The sequence below is a fragment of the Cohnella fermenti genome (assembly GCF_004801405.1).
Classification (GTDB): domain Bacteria; phylum Bacillota; class Bacilli; order Paenibacillales; family Paenibacillaceae; genus Cohnella; species Cohnella fermenti.
In genome coordinates, this window is record NZ_SSOB01000020.1 from 1 (window position 1) to 21,277 (window position 21,277).

General features: G+C 60.2%; 16 protein-coding genes, 1 pseudogene and 2 riboswitches. Of the genes and pseudogenes, 14 read left to right on the top strand and 3 right to left on the bottom strand.

The features are described from left to right. Positions 1-574: 574 nt before the first annotated feature. Positions 575-1,342: an SDR family oxidoreductase gene (locus E6C55_RS16430; RefSeq protein WP_136370903.1), complete on the top strand. Its 768-nt coding sequence runs from the start codon at positions 575-577 to the stop codon at positions 1,340-1,342. A gap of 186 nt (positions 1,343-1,528) precedes the next feature. Beyond that, positions 1,529-2,098 carry a TetR/AcrR family transcriptional regulator gene (locus tag E6C55_RS16435; protein WP_211093594.1) on the top strand — a complete coding sequence of 190 codons (570 nt, stop codon included), beginning with the start codon at positions 1,529-1,531 and terminating at the stop codon, positions 2,096-2,098. A gap of 435 nt (positions 2,099-2,533) precedes the next feature. On the opposite strand, the gene gcvPB is transcribed toward E6C55_RS16435, so the two are convergent. From gcvPB to gcvT, 3 genes are read right to left on the bottom strand one after another with little or no spacing between them, the layout of a single operon-like run. Then, complete coding sequence (gcvPB, locus tag E6C55_RS16440; protein ID WP_230986712.1) at positions 2,534-4,093, bottom strand: aminomethyl-transferring glycine dehydrogenase subunit GcvPB; 1,560 nt, start codon at positions 4,091-4,093, stop codon at positions 2,534-2,536. Beyond that, positions 4,090-5,451: an aminomethyl-transferring glycine dehydrogenase subunit GcvPA gene (gene gcvPA, locus E6C55_RS16445; protein ID WP_136370905.1), complete on the bottom strand. Its 1,362-nt coding sequence runs from the start codon at positions 5,449-5,451 to the stop codon at positions 4,090-4,092. Before gcvPA ends, gcvPB begins: the two co-directional genes overlap by 4 nt. A gap of 9 nt (positions 5,452-5,460) precedes the next feature. Then, positions 5,461-6,609 (bottom strand): glycine cleavage system aminomethyltransferase GcvT, encoded by a 1,149-nt coding sequence (gene gcvT, locus E6C55_RS16450; protein ID WP_136370906.1) that lies wholly within the window; start codon positions 6,607-6,609, stop codon positions 5,461-5,463. Between the two features lie 115 nt (positions 6,610-6,724). After that, a riboswitch (glycine riboswitch) is annotated at positions 6,725-6,828 on the bottom strand. A gap of 3 nt (positions 6,829-6,831) precedes the next feature. Continuing rightward, positions 6,832-6,940, bottom strand: a riboswitch (glycine riboswitch). A 325-nt stretch (positions 6,941-7,265) separates the two neighbouring features. Between gcvT and gcvH the strand changes: the two genes are divergently transcribed. From gcvH to cysK, 12 genes and pseudogenes are all read left to right on the top strand, one after another. Then, positions 7,266-7,661 (top strand): glycine cleavage system protein GcvH, encoded by a 396-nt coding sequence (gene gcvH, locus E6C55_RS16455; RefSeq protein WP_136370907.1) that lies wholly within the window; start codon positions 7,266-7,268, stop codon positions 7,659-7,661. A gap of 156 nt (positions 7,662-7,817) precedes the next feature. Further along, positions 7,818-8,564: a hypothetical protein gene (locus E6C55_RS16460; protein WP_136370908.1), complete on the top strand. Its 747-nt coding sequence runs from the start codon at positions 7,818-7,820 to the stop codon at positions 8,562-8,564. 734 nt (positions 8,565-9,298) lie between these two features. Continuing rightward, positions 9,299-10,078 carry an ABC transporter ATP-binding protein gene (locus tag E6C55_RS16465; protein WP_136370909.1) on the top strand — a complete coding sequence of 260 codons (780 nt, stop codon included), beginning with the start codon at positions 9,299-9,301 and terminating at the stop codon, positions 10,076-10,078. Between the two features lie 16 nt (positions 10,079-10,094). Next, positions 10,095-10,871: an ABC transporter permease gene (locus E6C55_RS16470; protein ID WP_136370910.1), complete on the top strand. Its 777-nt coding sequence runs from the start codon at positions 10,095-10,097 to the stop codon at positions 10,869-10,871. A 42-nt stretch (positions 10,872-10,913) separates the two neighbouring features. Further along, the gene (locus E6C55_RS16475) at positions 10,914-11,762 is read left to right on the top strand and encodes an ABC transporter permease (RefSeq protein ID WP_330999629.1); all 849 of its coding nucleotides are present in this window, start codon (positions 10,914-10,916) and stop codon (positions 11,760-11,762) included. A gap of 50 nt (positions 11,763-11,812) precedes the next feature. Continuing rightward, entirely contained in the window at positions 11,813-12,886 is a 1,074-nt protein-coding gene (locus E6C55_RS16480) for an ABC transporter substrate-binding protein (protein ID WP_136370911.1), read from the top strand. A 17-nt stretch (positions 12,887-12,903) separates the two neighbouring features. Then, positions 12,904-14,247, top strand: a complete 1,344-nt coding sequence (locus E6C55_RS16485) for an LLM class flavin-dependent oxidoreductase (protein WP_136370912.1) — start codon at positions 12,904-12,906, stop codon at positions 14,245-14,247. A gap of 40 nt (positions 14,248-14,287) precedes the next feature. Continuing rightward, positions 14,288-15,631 (top strand): LLM class flavin-dependent oxidoreductase, encoded by a 1,344-nt coding sequence (locus tag E6C55_RS16490; protein ID WP_136370913.1) that lies wholly within the window; start codon positions 14,288-14,290, stop codon positions 15,629-15,631. Between the two features lie 52 nt (positions 15,632-15,683). Beyond that, positions 15,684-16,439, top strand: a pseudogene (locus E6C55_RS16495) (class II aldolase/adducin family protein); the annotation flags it as partial. A 6-nt stretch (positions 16,440-16,445) separates the two neighbouring features. Next, positions 16,446-18,407: an ABC transporter ATP-binding protein gene (locus tag E6C55_RS16505; RefSeq protein WP_230986714.1), complete on the top strand. Its 1,962-nt coding sequence runs from the start codon at positions 16,446-16,448 to the stop codon at positions 18,405-18,407. After that, a complete protein-coding gene (locus tag E6C55_RS16510; protein WP_136370916.1) occupies positions 18,400-20,262 on the top strand; it encodes an ABC transporter ATP-binding protein in 1,863 nt (620 codons plus the stop codon). The genes E6C55_RS16505 and E6C55_RS16510 overlap by 8 nt, the downstream gene beginning before the upstream one ends. Before the next feature lie 72 nt (positions 20,263-20,334). Beyond that, on the top strand, positions 20,335-21,270 hold the full coding sequence (gene cysK, locus E6C55_RS16515) for a cysteine synthase A (protein WP_136370917.1): 936 nt from the start codon (positions 20,335-20,337) through the stop codon (positions 21,268-21,270). The last annotated feature ends 7 nt before the right edge of the window (positions 21,271-21,277 follow it).

Consider the following 21,277-nt stretch of genomic DNA (forward strand, 5'->3'; position numbering starts at 1 on the left):
CGATATCTACAAATAACCATTCTGTGAAAGATGCGTCGAAGAGCCGTATGCGGGAATTCCGCACGTACGGATCTGTGAGGGGGACGGGCACAATCCTCGAAAGGAGAGGCCCTACCTACTCGACCATTCGCGCAGCTTAATGATGGGTGGTTTGGGCCATTCTATGTGAAAAATAGCATACATGGAGAAAATTCTGGCCCGAGGTGCCGTATATATGCGAAAAACCACATAAAACGCCGCGATTGCCTCCAATCTAAGCGGACGAATGTGAAAAATCGCATAAAATCGCAAAAAGTGTTCGGGCCAGAGGGGGCAAAGGGGGCCAAGGGAGCGGACAGCGATGCGTGAAGGTGCGCGGAAATGCGTGGAGAAGCCGGAAGATGTGCGGAGTTGCGTGAAGGTGCGCGAAGATACATGAAGAAGCCGGAAGATGCGAGGGGGCTGCGGGGGAGGCGAAGAGAGGGAAAGATATCCCGCGAGAAGTCTTCGGCCTGCCAAATTGACAAGCGGGCACCTGCGATTTATAATTTAATCGTACAATTGTCTAATAAAATTCCGTGTGGAGGGATACATCATGCGTTTGGAAGGCAAAGTAGCGATCGTTACCGGAGCGGCGTCGGGCATGGGCAAGGCAATTGCGGAACTTTATGCGAAGGAAGGCGCGAAGGTCGTTGCGACCGACTTGAACCTGGAGGGCGTGCAAGCCGTCGTGGAAGGGATCAAAGCAAACGGCGGAACGGCGGTAGCGATCAAGACGAACGTAGGCAATCTCGACGATGTCAATGCGATGATCGATACGGCGGTTAGCGAATACGGCACGCTCGATATTCTCGTCAACAACGCCGGCATCATGGACAACATGGCGGCGGTAGGCGATGTGGACGACGCTCGCTGGGACCTCATCTTCGACGTGAACACGAAGGGCGTCATGCGCGCGATCCGCAAGGCGATTCCGATTTTCCTCGAGAAGGGCAAGGGAGTTATCGTCAACACCGCTTCCACCGGCGGCTTCAGCGGCGCTCATGCGGGCGCGGCTTATGTCGCTTCCAAGCATGCGGTCGTCGGCCTGACGAAGAATACGGCGTTCATGTACGCCCAGCAGGGCATCCGCTGCAACGCGATCGCTCCGGGAGGCACGGCGACGAACATCACGTCCAGCGTCGGCATCGCGAACTTCAATCCGTTCGGCGCTTCCCGCACGCAACTGACGGCGAGCATCATGCCGCGCGTCGGCACTCCGGAGGAGATCGCCCAAGTGGCGCTGTTCCTCGGCTCCGACGAGTCGAGCTTCGTGAACGGCGCCATCGTCACGGCGGACGCGGGCTGGACGGCGGCGTTCTGATCCGGTTCCCAAACGCAACCTCAGAGGCAGCAGGCGCACCGTCGCTTGTTGCCTTTTCTCATGGAGCATCCACCGACTATACAATTTGCCAACATCGTGATAATATACTCTTCATATTCATTTTTATCGGACAGTTTGTGGACAAAACGTTCATTAAACGCAAACGGATTTGAGGAGAACAGTGAGTTGAACGAGAACGATCTTAGAGTTATCAAGACGAAGAGGGCGCTGCACGAGGCGCTTCTGTCGCTGCTCAAGGCCAAGCCGCTCGAGGCGATCTCGGTCTCGGCCCTGTGCGCCAAGGCGACGATTACGAGAGGGACGTTTTACTTGCATTACAAGGATGTCGGAGCGGTGTTCGACGAGCACCTGGGCTCGCTGCTGCGCGACCTCGAGGACTCCTATATGGAGCCTTATCGCCACGGAACTCTCGATCTTCCTCGCCAGCTTGATCCGACGACGATCCGGATTTTCCACCATGTGAAGAAGTACCAGAAGTTCTACGAGATCGTCTTCGACCGCAACTCGCCGCTGTCCTATTATTACTCCCTCCTGGAGAAAATAAAGCGGCTGATGAGCGACACGTTGAAGGAGCACGTCCGACTGGAGCGCGACCCCACCATGATGATCTCATACCAGGCGAACGCAATTATGGGCTTGCTTATTCAGTGGTACGAGGAAGGCTTCGCACGAAGCCCCGAAGCGATGAACGACGAGCTGACGTATTACATCAAGCTGCAAAATTTCGCTCCTTAGCGGCAGCGATCCTGAAGGCTCCTTTCGCGTTTGCGATGGGGCTTTTCTTTTTGCAGTGTTGGGGAGGAGGCGCCGACGATGGATGCCCGGGATTTATGTGAAAATTCACATTGGCGCGGCTCGATACCGGGTGGATTGAACGATTATATGTGAAAAATAGTATACATGGAGGAATTTCCGGCTCAAGGTGCTGGATGGATGCGAAAAATCACATGAAACGCCTCGATTCCCACAAATTCCGGCCGATAAATGTGAAAAATCATATAAAACGCCAAAGCCGCCGCACCGCGCGCCGGACCGGGGGAGAAGTGGAGCGCAGGGCGGGGAAGATGGCGGGAAATCGCAAGGCAAACGCAGGGGAGAGGGGGCGGAGAGGTCCCGCAAACCGAAAAAGAACCGTCAGGCGACTTCCCTGACGGTTCTTCGAGCAAGCGATTAGCTGCAAGCGCAGTTGAGCACCGGCTTGCGGGCGGCGGTCGTCTCGTCGAGGCGGCGGACGACGGTGTCGTACGGCGCGTTCAGGACGATGTCCGGGGTCGTGCGCGCTTCTTCGGCGATGCGGATCATCGTGTCGATGAAGCCGTCGAGCGTCTCCTTGCTCTCGGTCTCGGTCGGCTCGATCATGATGCACTCCTCGACGTTAAGCGGGAAGTAGATGGTCGGCGGGTGGTAGCCGAAGTCGAGCAGCCGCTTCGCGACGTCGAGCGTGCGGACGCCGAAGGCCTTAAGGCCGCGGCCCGACATGACGAACTCGTGCTTGCATACGCCCGGGTACGGGATCTCGTAGTGCGGCGCGAGGCGGGCCATCATGTAGTTGGCGTTCAGCACGGCGCATTCGGAGACGCGGCGCAGCCCATCCGGCCCGTAGGTCCGGATGTACGTGTACGCGCGGACGAGGATGCCGAAGTTGCCGTAGTACGCCTTCACGCGGCCGATCGATTGCGGGATGTCGTAATCGAAGAAGTACGATCCGTCCTCGCGGCGGGCGACGAGCGGCTTCGGCAGGAACGGCATCAGCTTGGCCTTGACGCCGACCGGGCCGGCGCCGGGGCCGCCGCCGCCGTGCGGCGTGCTCATTGTTTTGTGCAGGTTGAGGTGAACGACGTCGAAGCCCATGTCGCCCGGGCGGGTGATGCCCATGATGGCGTTGGAGTTCGCGCCGTCGTAGTACAGCAGGCCGCCCGCATCGTGGACAATCTGGGCGATCTCGACGATCTGCTCCTCGAACAGGCCGAGCGTGCTCGGGTTCGTCAGCATCAGCGCCGCGGTGTCGGCGCCGACGGCCGCGCGCAGGGCGTCCAGGTCGACCATGCCGCGCTCGTTGGACTTGATCGTGACCGTCTCGAAGCCGGCGACGGTTGCGCTCGCCGGGTTCGTTCCGTGCGAGGAGTCGGGCACGATGACCTTCGTGCGGGATTCGCCGTGGCTCTCGTGGTAGGCGCGGATCATCATGAGGCCGGTCCATTCACCGTGTGCGCCTGCGGCTGGCTGCAGCGTCACTTGATCCATGCCGGTCAGGGCGGCGAGGTCGTGCTGCAGCGTGTGAAGCAGCTCGAGCGCGCCCTGGATGCTCTCCTCCGGCTGGTAAGGGTGGATCTTCGCGAAGCCGGCGAAGCGCGCCGTGTCTTCGTTGATCTTCGGGTTGTACTTCATCGTACACGACCCGAGCGGGTAGAAGCCGTTGTCGACGCCGAAGTTGCGGCGGGACAGCTCGGTGTAGTGGCGGACGACGTCCACCTCGTACACTTCCGGCAGCCCAGCCGGCGTCGCGCGCAGCATGGAGGCCGGGATCAGCTCGGACACCGGCACCTCCGGCACGTCGAGCGGCGGCAGCGAGTAGGCGACGCGGCCCGGCTTGCTCAGCTCGAAGATCAGCGACTTCTCCGGCTTGGTCGATACGTTCTGGAATCCGCCTGCGGTCGAAGCGGCGGCAACGGCCGTCTCCGTTTGATCTGCGGCGCTTGTCATCGTCGTGTTCTCGTTCAGCGTGGTCATGCTACCACTTCCCCCAATCTGCTTGCGAAGCTGTCGATCTCGGTGCGCGTGCGCTTCTCGGTGACGGCGATCAGCATATGGCCCTTAAGCTCGGGATATGCGATGCCCAGGTCGTAGCCGCCGAGGTAGCCGGCTTCGAGCAGCTTAAGGTTCGTCTCCTTGACGGAGGCGCCTTCCGGCAGCTTCACGACGAATTCGTTGAAGAACGGAGCGCCGAACGGAAGCTCGAAGCCTTGAGCCTTCAGCGTGTTCGCCGCGTAGTGAGCCTTCTGCAGGTTCAGAGTGGCGGCGTCGATGAGGCCTTGCTTGCCCATCGTCGAGAGATAGATCGAGGCGCACAGGGCGAGCAGCGCCTGGTTGGAGCAGATGTTCGACGTCGCCTTCTCGCGGCGAATGTGCTGCTCGCGGGCTTGCAGCGTCAGCACGAAGCCGCGCTTGCCGTCCTGGTCGGTCGTCTGGCCGACGATCCGGCCGGGCATCCGGCGCATAAGCGGCTCGGCGACGGCGAAGAAGCCGCAGGTCGGGCCGCCGAGCGATTGCGAGATGCCGAGCGGCTGCGCATCGCCGACGCAGATGTCGGCGCCGAGCTTGCCCGGCGTCTCGAGCAGGCCGAGCGCCATCGGGTTGGCGCTGACGACGAGCAGGCCCTTCGCGCCGTGGATGATCGGCTCGATGGCGGCGATGTCCTCGACCGCGCCGAAGAAGTTCGGCGACTGCACGAGCACGGCGGCAGTAAGGGTCGTGACCGCAGCGCGCAGGGCGTCGAGGTCGGTCACGCCGCCGGTGCAGCCGATCTCGACGATCTCGAGATTAAGGCCGTGCGCCATCGTGCGGAGCGCTTCGCGTGCCTCCGGATGGACGGCGCGGGAGACGACAAGCTGCTTGCGCCTCGTCGCGCCTGCGGCGAGGGCGCCGGCTTCGGACATCGCCGTGACGCCGTCGTACATGCTCGCGTTGGCGACCTTCATGCCGGTCAGCTCGCAGATGTACGATTGGAATTCGAAGATCGCCTGCAGCTCGCCCTGGCTGATCTCCGGCTGGTACGGGGTATAGGCGGTATAAAACTCCGAACGGGAAATCATATGGTTAATGACGACCGGAAGATGGTGATCGTAGATGCCGGCTCCGAGGAAGCTCTTGTAGCGATCGGTGTCGGCGTTGCGGCCGGCCAGCTCCTTCATGTGCTCAAGCAGAGAGAACTCGTCGAGCGCGGACGACATCGGCATCGTGCCCTTGTAGCGAATGGCTTCGGGAATGTCGCGGAACAGGTCCTCCGTGGACGATACGCCGATCGTTGCCAGCATCTCGGCCTGGTCTTGCTCGGTCATCGGAATGTAGCGGTGCAGATTAGTAGCCATGCGCGGGATTCACTCCTTCGGAAGTCTCTTGTAGAATGGGGACTTGATCACTTCGGCTTTCAGCCGCTTGCCGCGAATCTCGACGTCCACTACGGTGCCGAGAGCGGAATGGGCGGCGTCGATCAGCGCAAGCCCGAGGTTGCGCTTCAGCGTCGGGGATTGCGTCCCCGTCGTCACTTCGCCGATCTGCACGTCTCCGGCGTAGACCGGATAGTGGGAGCGCGGGATGCCGCGATCGATCATCTCGATGCCGACCAGCTTGCGCGGCAGCCCCTCTTCCTTCTGCTTGACGAGCGCGTCCTTGCCGATGAAGTCGTCCTTGTTCAGCTTAACGAAGAAGCCGACCCCCGCTTCGAGCGGAGTGATCGTGCTCGACAGCTCCTGGCCGTACAGCGGCAGGCGGGCTTCGAAGCGCAGCGTGTCGCGCGCGCCGAGTCCGGCCGGAAGCAGGCCGAACGGCTCACCCGCCGCGAGCAGCGCATTCCAGACATCGCCGGCTTGCCCGGCCGGGACATAGAGCTCGAAGCCGTCTTCGCCGGTATAACCGGTGCGGGAGACGATGACATTCGCACCCGCCACCGCAACGTCGGTCTTGAAGCGGTACGACGGCAGCTCCAGCACCTCATCGCCCGCGCCTAACGCACGCAGAATCTCGACCGCCCGGGGGCCTTGCAGCGCGAGCAAGGCATAATTGTCGGAGACATTTTCCAAGAGGACGTCCCCATCCAGATGCTGTTGCAGCCATGCGAAGTCCTTGTCGATGTTGGACGCGTTCACGACGACCAGGTAGCGGTCCGCGGAGATGCGGTACACGAGCAGATCGTCGACGACGCCCCCGTCCGGGTAGCACAGGAGCGTATATTGCGCCTGTCCGTCGACCAGCTTGGTCACGTCGTTCGTCGTCATCCGGTTCAGGAAGCTCTCGGCGGAGCGTCCCGTCACCAGAAATTCGCCCATGTGCGAGACGTCGAACAGTCCGGCTTGCCGGCGCACCGCGTCGTGCTCCTTCTGAATGCCGGAGAATTGCACCGGAAGGTCCCAGCCGCCGAAGTCGATGCAGCGGACGCCGGGAAGCTGCGCGTAGTGAGGGTAGAGCGGTGTTCGCTTGAGTTCGTTGCTGGATTGGGTCAAATCGTTCGAATCGATCGAAGCGGTCATCCTAGGTGTCTCCTCCTCGGGGGAATTGTACGTCAACATGAAGTGTACGCCAAAAAGGACAGTCGCAAAAAGAAAGCGCGTCCGCAGCCGAAGCTGATCTCGCGTCTTCTCTTTGCTCTGTCCTTTGTACCTGAGAGTTACCTTAGATCCAGACGGATGTAAGTTTCCCCGTGGGTGATTCCGCCGTTGGCTTCGCGCCAAGCGGAATGCTCTCCAGAGTTGCGTCCGGCAAAGGTCCTTTTGCCTGAGAGATTCGCCTCGCCTTGCGAGGGGTTGCTCCTTCGGCGTCGCCTCCGTGTTGCTTGTGGGCGATCTCTCCCGCTGCCATCATCCGCTGTATTCTATTATCACTGTATATTCTTACACGAGAGGGGGAGGGAGTGTCAATGACAAAATGCGCAAAAATATATTTTTTTCCAACGTTTTTTGGCCGCCGCCTTGACATGGTGTCCGATTGTGGATTAATCTAAGCACGTTGCAGCGATGCATTAACCGAATATAGCGGATGACGAGTCTTGCGAAGACCGGAAGACCGTATAAACTCTCAGGTACCCGGGACAGAGGACTTGGCGCGAGCCGGTTCGCTGTCTATTTCTGCATAGAGAGATCGAGTTTGGCCCATAATCATTACGATGATCTGAGAGGATGTTGACGAGATGAGCGAAGTTAAAGCGGGATTGGGTTACACGGAAGAGCACGAGTGGGCGGAGGCGCAGGGGGCGAATGTCGTGCGCATCGGCATCACGGACTTCGCGCAGAGCCAGCTTGGCGACATCGTGTTCGTGGAGTTGCCGGAGGTGGGAACGTCGCTTGAGGCGAACGAGACGATGGGCACGATCGAATCCGTCAAGACGGTATCGGACCTGTTCAGCCCGGTAAGCGGCACGGTCGTCAAGGTGAACGAGGCATTGATCGATGCGCCGGAGAAGGTGAACGAAGAGCCCTACGGAGAAGGCTGGATCGTCGAAGTCGAGGTGCAGGGCGATGCGGCGGACGCGGTGGCGGGACTGATCAGCTCGGAGAAGTATGCGGAGTTTATCGCTTCGAAATAAGCGGCAAAAGCGGCCCGATAGGCGGATCGCGGCGAAGCGTCATAAGGAGCGACATAAAGAAGCGTCAAGTCATAAAGAAGCGTCATAAGGAGAAGGGGCACGTATAAGCGTGCCTCTGACCGCGGCCCCCTCGAACGTCGAGGGGGGTTTTTGCCTATGTATGGCATCTCGTACCGCACATTGGTTCGCAGTCTCGGCTTTCCGCCGAAGTATGGCATCTCGTACCGCACATTGGCTCGCAGTCCCGGCTTCCCGCCGAAGTACGGCATCCCGTACCGCACATTGGCTCGCAGTTTCGACTTCCCGTCGAAGTATGGCATCCCGTACCACACATTGGCTCGCAGTCTCGGCTTTCCGCCGAAGTATGGCATCTCGTACCGCACATTGACTCGCAGTCTCGGCTTTCCGCCGAAGTGTGGCACTCCGTACCGCACATTGGCTCGCAGTCTCGGCTTTCCGCCGAAGTACGGCATCCCGTACCGCACATTGACTCGCAGTCTCGGCTTTCCGCCGAAGTATGGCATCTCGTACCGCACATTGGTTCGCAATCTCGGCTTTCCGCCGAAGTATGGCATCCCGTACCACACATTGGCTCACAGTTTCGGCTTCCCGCCGAAGTATGGCATCCCGTACCGCACATTGACTCGCAATTTCGGCTTTCCGCCGAAGTATGGCATCTCGTACCGCACATTCCGCCCCGCACACTCGCCCCGCCCGCACACCCGCCGCCGCACTTTTCCGCAGCCCGGCTTCCCGTCCATGGAAGCGTTCGGGTGTCGACAAACTCCGGTTTTATGTGGTTTTTCGCATTCGCAGCCTCGTATATCGCCGAAAATAACGTTTTTATGCGGTTTTTCACATTCATTGGATGGGAGCGGTACGGGAGGGGCGGTATTTATGTGAAATTTAACATAAATTCGCTCAGAAGGCCACGTTTTGCCCGGGATGAATGTGGTTTTTCACATTCATTGGGAGCTTGGCCGATTGAACGGCCTCCTCGTCTCCTCGTCCAGCGTCCACGGATGCACGGATGGATGCGTTCCCCGTCCGACAACCCCGCAGCTCATGCAGCCCAGCCGCAGCCTGGACACTTCCAGCCAGCCCCGATCGCCCCCGCCTCGTCACTTCCATCCGAACCTTCCTCCCCTTGCCCCCGGCTTCAACTACCCCATTCCGGAGGAATTGCAAACGCCTAATACACACTAACAGAGTCGGAATAAACTTGAGTTGGAAAATGGAAATCACAGGATTTCCGCAGCCTGGTTCTCTCCGCGAGCCTCGTAAATATAAGCTTTCTCTTGCGAAATAATGGATTGACATCGATCTGGACGGGTGCTATTGTACACTCAAGATATATCTAGAATTCATACCTGATAACTTGGTTTAATGTCGAATGAGATTTGATTGCCGCTTGATTGGAGTTTGCTGACCGTACAGACGGAGGCACCCTTGCCGGCAGGCCGGAACAAGCTCGAACGAGCCCGAGCAGGCCGGAACAAGCCCGAACAGGCTCGACCGAGCTCAAACGAGCCTAAGCGGGCCGGAACGAGCCTAAGCGAGCCCGAGCGACTGCGGTCGGCGGAGGGGGCATGTCCCATTCGGCTCCGAACCATGACAGGCGGAGAGGAGTGTTCACCATGGGTGCCGCATTATTGGAGATTCGCGAGCTGTCGAAGAGCTTCCGAACCGACAGCAAAACCGTTCAAGCGCTGCACCATATCGAGCTGGACGTGCAAGAAGGAGAATTCGTCACGGTCATCGGCCCGAGCGGCTGCGGCAAAAGCACGCTGCTGCGCATCGTCGCCGGACTGGACGTCGGCTACGAAGGCCAAGCGACGCTGGACGGCCGAGCGATCTCGGGACCGGGCATCGACAAAGGGTTTATTTTCCAAGAGCCGCGCTTGTTCCCTTGGTTGACGGTCGAGAAGAACATCGCGGCGGACCTGTCGCTGAGAAATCCGGAGGTGAAGCGCAGGGTCGGCGAACTGATCGAGCTGGTGCGGCTTAACGGCTTCGAGAAGGCGTACCCGAAGGAGCTGTCCGGCGGCATGGCGCAACGCGTGTCGATCGCGAGGGCGCTGCTGCGCAATCCCCGCATTCTGCTGCTGGACGAACCGTTCGGCGCGCTGGACGCCTTCACGAGGGCGCACATGCAGGAGGTGCTGCTCGACATCTGGAGGCGCAACGGCACGACGATGATCTTCGTCACGCACGATATCGACGAAGCGGTGTTCCTCGGCAGCCGGATCGTTATTCTGAAGCCGAGGCCCGGCGAGATCCGCGCCAAGATCGGCGTCGATCTGCCTTACCCGCGCAAGAAGGCGAGCGCCGCGTTCCAGGACTTCCGCATGAGAGTGCTGAACGAGTTCGAGCGAATCGACGAGCTGAGCTGGGGCGAAGCGGGAGCGGGGATATGAGGGAGGTGTCCGGCAGATGAGTATGCGGGTCGTGGCCGTCAAGCCTTTGCTCTACGGACTTATTATTCCTGTGCTGCTTCTTGCGACATGGCAGATTCTCGGTGCGAGAGGGATGATCTCTCCCCTGTTGTTCCCGACGCCGTCGAGAATCTATGAGGACTTCCATTCCATGCTCGTCTCGGGCGAGCTGTGGACGAACCTTCGCATCAGCTTGGTTCGGGCGCTGTGGGGATTCCTTCTTGGAGGAGGACTGGGGGCGCTGGCGGGGCTGTTGGTCGGATTGTTCCGCCAGCTCGAGCGGGCGATCGATCCGTCGCTCCAAATGATTCGCATGATTCCTCATCTTGCGGTTACGGCTCTGTTCATCCTGTGGTTCGGCATCGGAGAGACGTCGAAGGTGCTGCTCATCGCCAAGGGGGCGTTCTTCCCGCTCTACATCAACACGTTCCTTGGCATTCGCAATGCGGACAACAAGCTGCATGAGGTGTCGCGGGTACTTGGCTTCGGATTCTTCAAGCGGTCGTTCTTGATGGCGCTCCCCTCCGCCTTGCCCAACATCTTCCTCGGCATTCGGTTGTCTCTCGGCGTTGCCTGGTTAAGTCTCGCCGTAGCGGAGCTGCTCGGTTCCACCGAAGGGATCGGTTATCTGATGATGGATGCCCGGATGCTGGGCAGGACGTCAGTCGTCTTCGTCGGAATTGCGATATTCGCCGTTATAGGCAAGCTGTCGGATTCGCTCGTGAGAGGGATCGAACGGCGGGCGCTGAGATGGAACGACACATATCGGGGATAAAAAGGCAGCAACGCAGAAAAGCGGCTTACTAGATGGAAGGAGGTGATTCGGTTGAGTGATAGAGTCGAAGCGGCTCTTCCCGCTCAATCGGCTGTCGCCGGGAAGAAGGGGACACGCCGCAGGCGCAGGCTGACGATAAACGATATCGCGGTCGGCGCGGCGATTCCAATCGTATTCCTCGTGCTGTGGCAGATGCTGTACGAGACGGGGAGGCTGGACGCGAACTTCTTCTCGTCGCCGACGGACATCGCTTCGGCGATAGGAGAGCTGGCGAGATCGGGAGAGCTGTTCCGGGACATCGGGATCAGCTTGTGGAGAGTGGTGTGCGGCTTCGCGATCGGCGGCACGCTCGGGCTGATCTTCGGCCTGCTGTCCGGCTTCTCCCGCCGCACGGAGATGATGATCGACCCGCTGTTCCAATTGCTGCGAATGACGCCGAGCCTGGCGATCGCTCCGTTGTTCATCTTGTGGTTCGGCTTCGGGGAGACGTCGAAAGTGCTCATTATCGCGGTCGGCGCTTATTTTCCGATCTACGTGAACACCGTGCTCGGGATTCGCAACGTGGACAACAAGCTTGTCGAGGTATCGCAGGTGTTGGCGTACAGCCGGTTCAGCCAGATTGCGAAGCTTATTGTTCCATCCTCGGTTCCGAGCATCCTTCTCGGTGTTCGGCTGTCCTTGGCGGTGGCCTGGCTTAGCGTCGTCGTGGCCGAGATGATCAATTCGAAGTCGGGAATCGGCTACTTGATCTACTTCGGACAATACAATTCGCGCATCGATTATATATTCGTAGGCATTATTCTCTTCGCAACAGCCGGCAAGCTGGTGGATTCGTTCGTCCGTTATCTGGAGAGACGATTGCTTGGGTGGCGCGATAATTTTAAAGGCTGATTGCAAACTTAAATCATACAAAACAGGTTTATTTACTGGGAGGCACATTCATGTTGACATTCATCCATTCTCATCGTCGATTGTCCCGATTCTTATTGCAGGCCGGCGCGTTCGCGCTGCTGGCTCTCGTACTGCAGGCATGCGGCAGCAATAACGGCAATTCCGCCGCGTCTCCGTCCGCATCCGCCGTCGCCCCTTCTCCGTCCGCGAGCGAACCGGCATCCGCCGCTCCGGCAACGACGAACGCTCCCGAGGAGTTGAACTTCGGCTTTGTCGGAAGCACGCCTTACACGGCAGGAGCGGAATCGTGGGGGATTTATAAAGGGATTTTCCAAGAGGAGCTCGCCCCATACGGCGTGAAGAAGGTCAATATCATCCCGTTCAAGGTCGGCCCCGATCTGAACGAAGCGGTGCTGAGCGGACGCGTGGACATCGGCTTCTCCGGCGACGCGCCGCCGATTCTCAATCGCGCGGCGGGAGCGAAGACGCATCTGATCGGCTTGCCGATCGTCTCCTCCAACAGCTTGATCATTGTGAAGGATGACGGCCCTCAGACGGTGGCCGAGCTTGCCGGCAAGACCGTCGCGGTCGTCAAGGGTTCGATCATGCACCGTTATCTCGTAGGCGTCTTGAAGGAGCAGAATGTGCAGGGAGTGAAGCAGATCAGCATCGGCTCCAATACGGCGGATTCCCTGGCCGCGCTGGCGAAGGGCGATGTCGACGCGGTGGCGGCTACGGATGCCCTCGTCTACAAGCTTTTGAAGGGCGGCGGTTACAAGGTTATCGACAATGCCTACGACCATCCGGATCTGCTGGCGACCAACGCGACGATCGTCACGGACAGCTACCTGGAGAAGTTCCCCGAGATCGCGCAAGCCTGGAACGCGGCGCGGGAGAAGTCGCTGGAAGATCTGAAGGCGCATCAGGACGAGTATTACCAGTTCCTCTCCGACAATCTGGGCCAAGACATCGAAGCGATCAAGGTGCTGTATCCGATCGACGATATCTCGCCGACGAACTTCACGGATGAAGGAATCGCGCGCATTACGGGAACGAAGACGTTCCTGGTGGAAGAGAAGCTGGCCGCCCAAGACTTCGATATCAACGAATGGATTCTTAAATAAGGAAGGGGACGATGGCGATGACACACGGAAGACGCCAGCTTAAGCTGGGCACGTTCCTCAGCGCATTCTCGGGACCGAACGGCTGGAGGCATCCTTCGGTGCCGGCGGATGCGGCGGTTAACTTTGAAGGCTACAAGAAGGTCGCCGCAGCGGCGGAAGAAGGGCTCTACGACTTCCTGTTCAACGCGGATTCCGCCTATATTACGAAGGATTCGATCCCTTACTTCCTCAGCCGCTTCGAGCCTGCCACCGTGCTGTCGGCGCTTGCCGCCGTCACGAAGAATGTCGGACTTGTCGGCACATTCTCCACGTCGTTCAGCGAGCCGTTCACGACGGCGCGGCAGCTCGCTTCGCTCGACAAGCTGAGCGGAGGGCGCGCGGGCTGGAACGCGGTCACTTCCGCACTTGAAGGTCTGGGGCGCAATCATAGCCACGACAAGATTCATGATCATTCTCTTCGTTACCGAATCGCCAACGAATATCTCGACGTCGTCAGGGGATTGTGGGATTCCTGGGAGGACGACGCGTTCGTCCGCAACAAGGAGACCGGCCAGTATGCGGACCTCGACAAGATGCACACGCTCGATCATGTCGGCGAGTTCTTCAAGGTTCAGGGGCCTCTGAACATGGAGCGTTCGCCTCAGGGGCGTCCGGTCATCTTCCAGGCGGGAGGCTCGGAGGAAGGGAAGGACATGGCGGCCCGGGTGGCCGATGCGATCTACTCCCGCCACAGCGATGTGAAGCGGGCTACCGAGTTCCACCTCGATCTGAAGCGCCGGGCGGAAGCCTACGGGCGCAAGAGGGAGGACATTCTCATCTTCCCGCAGATAACGCCGATCGTCGGAGCTACGCAGGAAGAAGCGAATGACAAATACCAGCAGACGCTTGAATGGATCGATATCGACGCGGCGCTCCAGGTGCTCCGCCGCTTCTTCAGCTTCTTCGACTTCGGCCAGTTCCCGCTTGACGAGCCGCTTCCGGATCTTGGCGACATCGGCAAGGACAGCTTCAAGTCGACGGCCGAGCTGTATCTGCAGATGGCCAAGGAAGAGAAGTTGACGCTCCGCCAGTTGGCGCTGCGCGTCGCTTCTCCGAAGGGGGACTTCGTCGGCACGCCGCTGCAGGTGGCGGACCGGATTCAGTCGCTGTGGGAGAGCGGAATTGTCGACGGCTTCGTGCTGAGCGCGCATCTCGTACCGGAAGGTCTGCATGAGTTCAATAAGCACGTCATTCCGATTCTTCAAGAACGGGGCATCTATCGAACCGCGTACGAATCGGATACGCTACGCGGCAATCTGGGCCTCGACTATCCGGAGAATCGCCACTCGGCGGCAAGGAACCGATCATCGGTGCACAGTTGACAAGAGTGCTTGCGCAAGCAGGCAAGAGGAGGCGAGTGGAATGACGACAACCCCATCCCGGCGCCGCTTAAGGCTCGGCGCCTTCGCGACCGCAGCGGGCTCCAACGTAGCCGCGTGGAGGCATCACGCGACGCCTTCGGACGCTCCGGTCAATCTGGAGCATCTCAAGACGATTGCCCGGACAGCGGAGGCGGGCAAGCTGGATTATTTGTTCATTGCGGATTCCGCTTATATTACGAAGGACTCGACCCCGTATTTTCTCAGCCGCTTCGAGCCGCTCACGATCTTGTCCGCTCTGTCGGCCGTCACGGAACGGATCGGGCTCGTCGGCACCTTCACGACCTCGTACAGCGAGCCGTTCACGACGGCGCGACAGCTCGCTTCGCTCGACAAGCTGAGCGGCGGGCGGGCCGGCTGGAACGCGGTCACCTCGGCTCTGGAGGGGCTCGGCCGCAACCATGGTCAAGAGAAGCTGATGGAGCATGGACTTCGCTACAAGTTGGCAGAGGAATATATCGAGGTCGTGAAGGGGCTGTGGGATTCATGGGAGGACGATGCGTTCGTCCGCAACAAGGAGACCGGCCGATATGCGGACCTCGACAAGATGCACACGCTGAATTATGTCGGCGAATTCTTTAAGGTTCAGGGGCCGCTGAACATAGAGCGATCGCCGCAGGGACGGCCGATCGTGTTCCAGGCGGGCGGCTCGGACGAAGGCAAGTCGCTTGCGGCGCGCGAGGCGGACGCGATCTTCTCGCGCCACAGCGATCCCAAGCTGGCTGCGGAGTTCGCGAAGGATATTCGTGCCCGGGCGCGTCAATTCGGCAGAAGGCCGGAGGAGATTCTGATCTTCCCGTCGATTACGCCGATCGTCGGCTCGACGGAGGAGGAAGCGCTGCGCCGCTACGAGGAGACGTCCGCTTACCTCGATATCGACACGGCGGTCAAGTATTTAAGCCGTTACTTCAGCTTCTTCGACTTCGGGCGGTATCCGCTCGACGAGCCGCTCCCCGAGCTCGGCGAGATCGGCAAGGACAGCTTCAAGTCGACGGCCGAGCTGTACCTGAAGATGGCGCGGGAGGAGAAGCTGACGCTTCGCCAACTGGCGCTGCGGGCGTCAACCCCCAAGGGGGACTTCGTCGGCACGCCGGAGCAGATCGCCGATCGCATCGAGCAGCGCTTTGAATCGGGCGATATCGATGGGTATATCGTCTCGGGCCACGTTCAACCCGAGGGGATTCGCGACTTCGTCGAGCAGGTTGTTCCGATTTTGCAGAAGAGGGGGCTTTTTCGAACGGAGTATGAAGCCGACACGCTGCGGGGCAATCTGGGCCTGGCGTATCCGGACAATCGATACAAGTCGGAACGCGAGCGTCAGGCTTGACGACCGATCGCAATCCGAATAAGGACAAGGGAATTCACGGAAGGAGGAGACAAGCATGACGCAACCTGTATTGGCAAGACCCCAGCCCCCGGTATTCAAGACCTTCGAGGAGGAACGGCTGTACCGCAAGCAGCGTCTGGTCGCCGCTTGCCGGCTGTTCGCCAAATTCGGCTTCGAGGAAGGTGTCATGGGACACATCTCGGCGCGCGATCCGGAGTTCACCGACCACTATTGGGCTAACCCGTTCGCATACAGCTTCGGAACGATCAAGGTGAGCGACCTTGTGCTTTACAACTTCAAAGGAGAGATCGTCGAGGGCAAGACGCCTTACATTCATCGCGGGAACACCATCCTGCATATTCCGATTCTGGCGACGAGGCCCGACGTTATCTCTGCCGTCCATACCCACTCGATTTACGGCAGAGCCTGGTCGACGCTGAACCGGAAGATCGATCCGATCTCCGCGGAGGCTGCCGTCTTCTACGGAAGGCATGAGCTCTACGACAGCTTTACGCTCGGAGAAGGACAGAATCTGGCGGACGCCGTCGGTCACAATCGGGCGATCATCATGGAGAATCACGGCATTGTCACGGTCGGTCAGAGCGTCGACGAAGCGGCATATTTGTTTATCTCGCTCGAGAAGGTATGTCAGGTGCAGCTTCTTGCCCAAGCGGCCGGAACGCCGAAGATTATCGCTCACGAGCACGCGGAGCGGATCTCGAACGGCTTCACCTCGCACACGGGATGGCTCAACTTCCAGCCGCTCTACGACGGCATTGTCAAAGAACAGCCGGACTTGCTGGAGTAGCAGGACGTGCACAGCGGAGAGTCCAGGGAGACAGACACGGGCAGGGCTGGTTACGAGACGAATGGCGGGATCGGCGGGGACAGCGGGAACGGCGGGAACGGCAGGAACGGCGGGAAAAGCGGGAACGGCAGGAACGGCGGGGACAGCGGGAACAGCGGGAACGGCAGGAACGGCGGGAAAAGCGGGAACGGCAGGAACGGCGGGGAAGACGGAGGAATGTCCCTGTTCGGCATGCTAAGGCCTTATCGCCTTGCGATGATAATCGCCGTTGCGCTTATGCTGTTCGAGGTGCTTGTGGAGGTGTGGCATCCGATCCTCCTCGGCAGAATCATCGACGATGGAGTCATCGGCGGGGACCGGGCAGCGATCGCGAAGTGGGGCGGGGCGATGATCGGCGTCTCCCTGCTCGGCTTCGTCTGCGGTATCGCGAATACGTTCTTCGCCGCCTATGCCAGCCACGGCTTCTCTGCCGATCTGAGGGAGCGGCTGTTCCACAAGACCCAGTTCGCCTCATTGTTCCATGTGCGTCGATTCTCCAATTCCGCCTGGAGCACTCGTCTGTCGAACGATGTGAATCAGGTGCAAACATCGGTATTCTTCGGGCTTCGCATGTTCCTAAGGGCTCCGCTGGTCGTGGCGATATCGCTGGCGCTTGCGTTCACGGTGGACGCGAAGCTCTCCGTATGGATGATGGGGGCGACACCTCTGGTGTTGCTGGGGCTGTACGTGTCGATCCGCCGCGGGTTTGTCCTGTTCGGCTCTGCTCAGCGGGAGCTGGAGCGAACGAATGGCGTTGTTCGCGATAATCTGATCGGCATGCCGCTCATTCGGGCGTTCGCGCGCGACGACTCGGAGACGGAGCGGTTCGCCCAAGTCAATGAGAGCCTCCGGAAGCGGATGGGATCGGCGCTGCGGTTGTCGGAGATGACGATTCCGAGCGCCCTGCTGTTTATGAACCTGATGATCGTCGCTATCGTCGCCTCGGCCGGAGGCCGGATACAATCGGGGGACCTCGGCATCGGCGCCGCGCTCGCGATGGTGCAGTACGGTGTCCGCATCTCCGGTTCCTTCACGTACATCTCGCTCATCATTACCAATGTCTCGCGGGCCAGAGCATCCTGGTCCCGAATCCGGGCGCTGCTGGCTGTCGAGCCGAGCGAAGCGGAGTCTCTCGGGAAAGCCGAAGGACGCCGGCCATTCGAGGGGCCGGAGGACTCGGGACGGCCTCTCGATATCTTCTTCGACAAGGTCTCGTTCCGCTACCCGGACGCGGAGGAACCGGCTCTTGCCGAGCTGTCGTTCCGGATCGAAGCGGGACAGACGGTTGCAATTATGGGAGCGACGGGCGCGGGCAAGACGGCGTTCATGCAGTTGCTGCCTCGCGTTCACGAGCCGTCGGCGGGGACGATTGTTGTCGGCGGTCGGCCGCTCGGCGCATGGCCGCTGGCGCAACTGCGCGCCCGGATCGCCTATGTGCCGCAGCAATCGGTGCTGTTCTCGGGCACGATTCGCGACAATCTGCAATGGGGCAAGGCGGATGCGACAACCGACGAGCTTGTTGCTGCCGCGGCGGCAGCGCAGATTCATCAGCCGATCATGAGGATGCCGCAGCAATATGAGACGATGCTGGAGGCGGGTGGCCGCAATCTGTCCGGAGGGCAGAGGCAGCGATTGGCGATTGCCCGCGCGCTTGTCCGGAATTCCGGTCTGCTGCTGCTCGACGACAGCACCAGCGCTCTTGACGCGGAGACGGAGCGGGAGCTGCTTCGGGAGCTTCGCGCCAGGAAGGCGACAACGCTGCTGATTACGCAGAAGGTGTCCGCCGCTCGGGCAACGGATCGAATCCTTCTTCTTGAGGGAGGCAGACTGGCGGCGCAGGGCACTCACGAGGAATTGTACCGTACAAGCGAGCTCTACCGGCGAATCGTTGCATCCCAGAACAGGGAGGAGGCGACTTTGAATGCCTAAATGGCCGGATATAACCGCCCGGTATGGTCAGATTCCGTTGCTCCGACTTCCAAAGGGGACGGACCGGGAGACGGCGGCTTCGCCCGGCCGATCGGTTGCCGGCAAGCGATCTTCATCGAGCCTGGGGACGCTAAGGATCATCGGAGGTTATCTGCTGCGGAGCAAGGCGAGACTGTCGCTTGTCGCCGCAATGATCGTTGTCTCTTCCACGCTTGGCGTCGCAGGTCCGTTCATGCTCGGCAATCTCGTGCAAACCTATCTCGTAGGCAAGAAGACCGAAGGCTTCGCGGAGGCGCTGACTCTTCTGGCCGCGGTATATATCGTGCAGACCGGCGCTGTTCTGCTGCAGAGCTACGCGATGATCGGCGCGGCCCAGCGTACGGTGGCCGACATCAGGCGCGACTTGTTCGCCAAGCTGCATCGGACGGCCATGTCCGCGTATTCGGGCAAGAAGACCGGCGATCTGATGAGCCGGTTGACGAACGATATCGATAATGTAAGCCAGACGCTCAGCGGAACTTGCCTCCAGGTGTCGTCAAGCCTGCTGACGTTCGCGGGCATGCTCGGGCTCATGCTATGGCTCGATGTGCGGCTTACGCTTATCAGTCTGGCGCTTATTCCCTTCATGTTCTGGAGCATGCGCTGGATCACAAGGCGAACCGGCAAGCTGTTCCGCGCGCAGCAGAAGGAGCTTGGCGGCATGGCGGGGTTCGTGGACGAGACGATCGCCGGCCAACTGATCGTCAAATCCTATGCGCAGGAGCGCAGGATGCTCGAGTCGTTCGGCGTTCTTAATCGCAAGGTGTCCATCTCTTCGTATTGGGCGCAGACGTACTCCGGATTCATTCCGAAGGTGTTCTTCGTCCTGAACAACCTCAGCTTCTCGATCATCGCCGCCTCCGGCAGCGTGCTCGCGCTTGGCAACCTTGTCACGATCGGAGCGATCGTTACCTTCATGGAATATGCCAGGCAGTTCACGCGTCCGTTGAACGATCTCGCATCGCAGATCAATACGATGTTCGCGGCAATCGCGGGAGCGGAGCGGGCATTCGAATTGATGGGCGAAGAAGAAGAGGAGAGTGCAGGTGCTGCCGGGAAGACAAAGGCGGATCGGCTGCGCGGGGAGATTGAATTCGAAGATGTCGGCTTCGGCTACGAGCCGGGCCGGAGCATCTTGCGCGACATTCGCTTCGCCGTACGGCCCGGCCAGACGCTGGCTCTGGTCGGAGCGACGGGAGCGGGCAAGACGACGATCGCCCAACTGCTCGGAGGCTTCTACCGGTCGACGGTCGGGAAGGTTCGGATCGACGGAATCGACATCGGCGACTACGACCTTCGTTCCCTTCGCGGCAGAATGGCTTTTGTCCTGCAGGATTCGGTATTGTTCGAGATGTCCGTCAAGGACAATCTTCGCTATGGCAAGCCGAGCGCGAGCGACGAGGAGATCGAGGAGGCGGCGAGGAGGGCCGGCGCGCACGGCTTCATCTCCGCGCTTCCTTGCGGCTACGATACCATCGTCGGAGCGGAGAACAATCTCAGTCAGGGGCAAAGGCAGCTTCTGGCGATTGCGCGGGCGATTCTGGCGAATCCGGTCATCCTGGTGCTGGACGAAGCGACGAGCAGCATCGATACGGTCACCGAATCGAGCGTCCAGCAAGCGCTTCGCGGCCTGATGCAAGGACGTACGAATGTGATTATCGCTCATCGGCTCAGCACGGTGCAGACGGCGGACCTTATCCTTGTGCTTGATGGGGGCAGGACGGTCGAGCAAGGCACGCACGAACAACTGACGGAGCGGAACGGCTACTATCGCCGCCTGCTTGATGCAAGCGGAAGCGCGGCTGTCGAGCCATGAGAACGGAAGACGATGCGTGAGCAACAGGTGAACGAGAACAAGAGCTTACGGAGGCATTGAGGAGGAATTCATATGGCAGCGAGACGAGTGAACAGCATTACCGATCTCATTGGAGAGACGCCGGCCGTCCGGCTGAACCGCTTGACCAGCGAAGGGGACGCCGAGGTTTACGTGAAGCTGGAGTACTTCAACCCGAGCGGCAGCCTGAAGGATCGCGCCGCTTACAATCTGATCGTCGAAGCCGAGAAGTCGGGTCGGCTGAAGCCGGGAGCGACCATTATCGAGCCGACGAGCGGCAATACCGGCATCGGTCTTGCGATGAATGCGGCAGCCAAGGGCTACAGGCTCATCATCACGATGCCGTCCAATGCGACGAAGGAGCGCATCAATATCCTGAAGGCGTACGGTGCGGAAGTCGTGCTGACGCCGTCCGGCGAGCGCATGTCCGGCTCGATCCGCAAGGCGCTGGAACTGCAGCGCCAGATTCCGGGCAGCTTCGTGCCGCAGCAGTTCGAGAACCCGGCGAACCCGGCCATTCACCGGACGACGACGGCGCTCGAGATTCTTGAGCAGATGGACGGACAGCTCGATTGTTTCATCGCGCCGGCGGGCACCGGCGGGACGATTACGGGCACGGGCGAAGTGCTAAGGGAGGCGCTGCCGGATATCCGGATCGTCGTCATCGAGCCGCAGGGCTCGCCGGTGCTGTCCGGCGGCAAGCCGGGCCCGCACAAGCTGATCGGCGCGGGTCCCGGCTTCATCCCCGGCGTCATCAACCAGAGCGTGTACGACGAGATCGTGCAGGTGTCGGATGCCGACGCGGTGAAGATGGCGCGCCAGCTTGCGATCTTCGAGGGCATTCTCGTCGGTCCGTCCTCCGGAGCGGCGGTCTGGACGGCGCTGCGGGAAGCGCGGCGGCTCGGCTCCGGCAAGCGGGTGCTGTGCATCGCTCCCGACAACGGAGAACGTTATCTGAGCTCCGACGTGTTCGACGACGACAATCGGTGACCGCGAG

Bases quoted from the DNA above. Each gene is read 5' to 3' on its own strand.
- E6C55_RS16430 (WP_136370903.1), top strand. From the start codon at position 575: ATGCGTTTGGAAGGCAAAGTAGCGATCGTTACCGGAGCGGCGTCGGGC.
- gcvPB (WP_230986712.1), bottom strand. From the start codon at position 4,093: ATGACCACGCTGAACGAGAACACGACGATGACAAGCGCCGCAGATCAA.
- gcvPA (WP_136370905.1), bottom strand. From the start codon at position 5,451: ATGGCTACTAATCTGCACCGCTACATTCCGATGACCGAGCAAGACCAG.
- gcvT (WP_136370906.1), bottom strand. From the start codon at position 6,609: ATGACCGCTTCGATCGATTCGAACGATTTGACCCAATCCAGCAACGAA.
- gcvH (WP_136370907.1), top strand. From the start codon at position 7,266: ATGAGCGAAGTTAAAGCGGGATTGGGTTACACGGAAGAGCACGAGTGG.
- E6C55_RS16460 (WP_136370908.1), top strand. From the start codon at position 7,818: ATGTATGGCATCTCGTACCGCACATTGGTTCGCAGTCTCGGCTTTCCG.
- E6C55_RS16465 (WP_136370909.1), top strand. From the start codon at position 9,299: ATGGGTGCCGCATTATTGGAGATTCGCGAGCTGTCGAAGAGCTTCCGA.
- E6C55_RS16470 (WP_136370910.1), top strand. From the start codon at position 10,095: ATGAGTATGCGGGTCGTGGCCGTCAAGCCTTTGCTCTACGGACTTATT.
- E6C55_RS16480 (WP_136370911.1), top strand. From the start codon at position 11,813: ATGTTGACATTCATCCATTCTCATCGTCGATTGTCCCGATTCTTATTG.
- E6C55_RS16485 (WP_136370912.1), top strand. From the start codon at position 12,904: ATGACACACGGAAGACGCCAGCTTAAGCTGGGCACGTTCCTCAGCGCA.
- E6C55_RS16490 (WP_136370913.1), top strand. From the start codon at position 14,288: ATGACGACAACCCCATCCCGGCGCCGCTTAAGGCTCGGCGCCTTCGCG.
- E6C55_RS16510 (WP_136370916.1), top strand. From the start codon at position 18,400: ATGCCTAAATGGCCGGATATAACCGCCCGGTATGGTCAGATTCCGTTG.
- cysK (WP_136370917.1), top strand. From the start codon at position 20,335: ATGGCAGCGAGACGAGTGAACAGCATTACCGATCTCATTGGAGAGACG.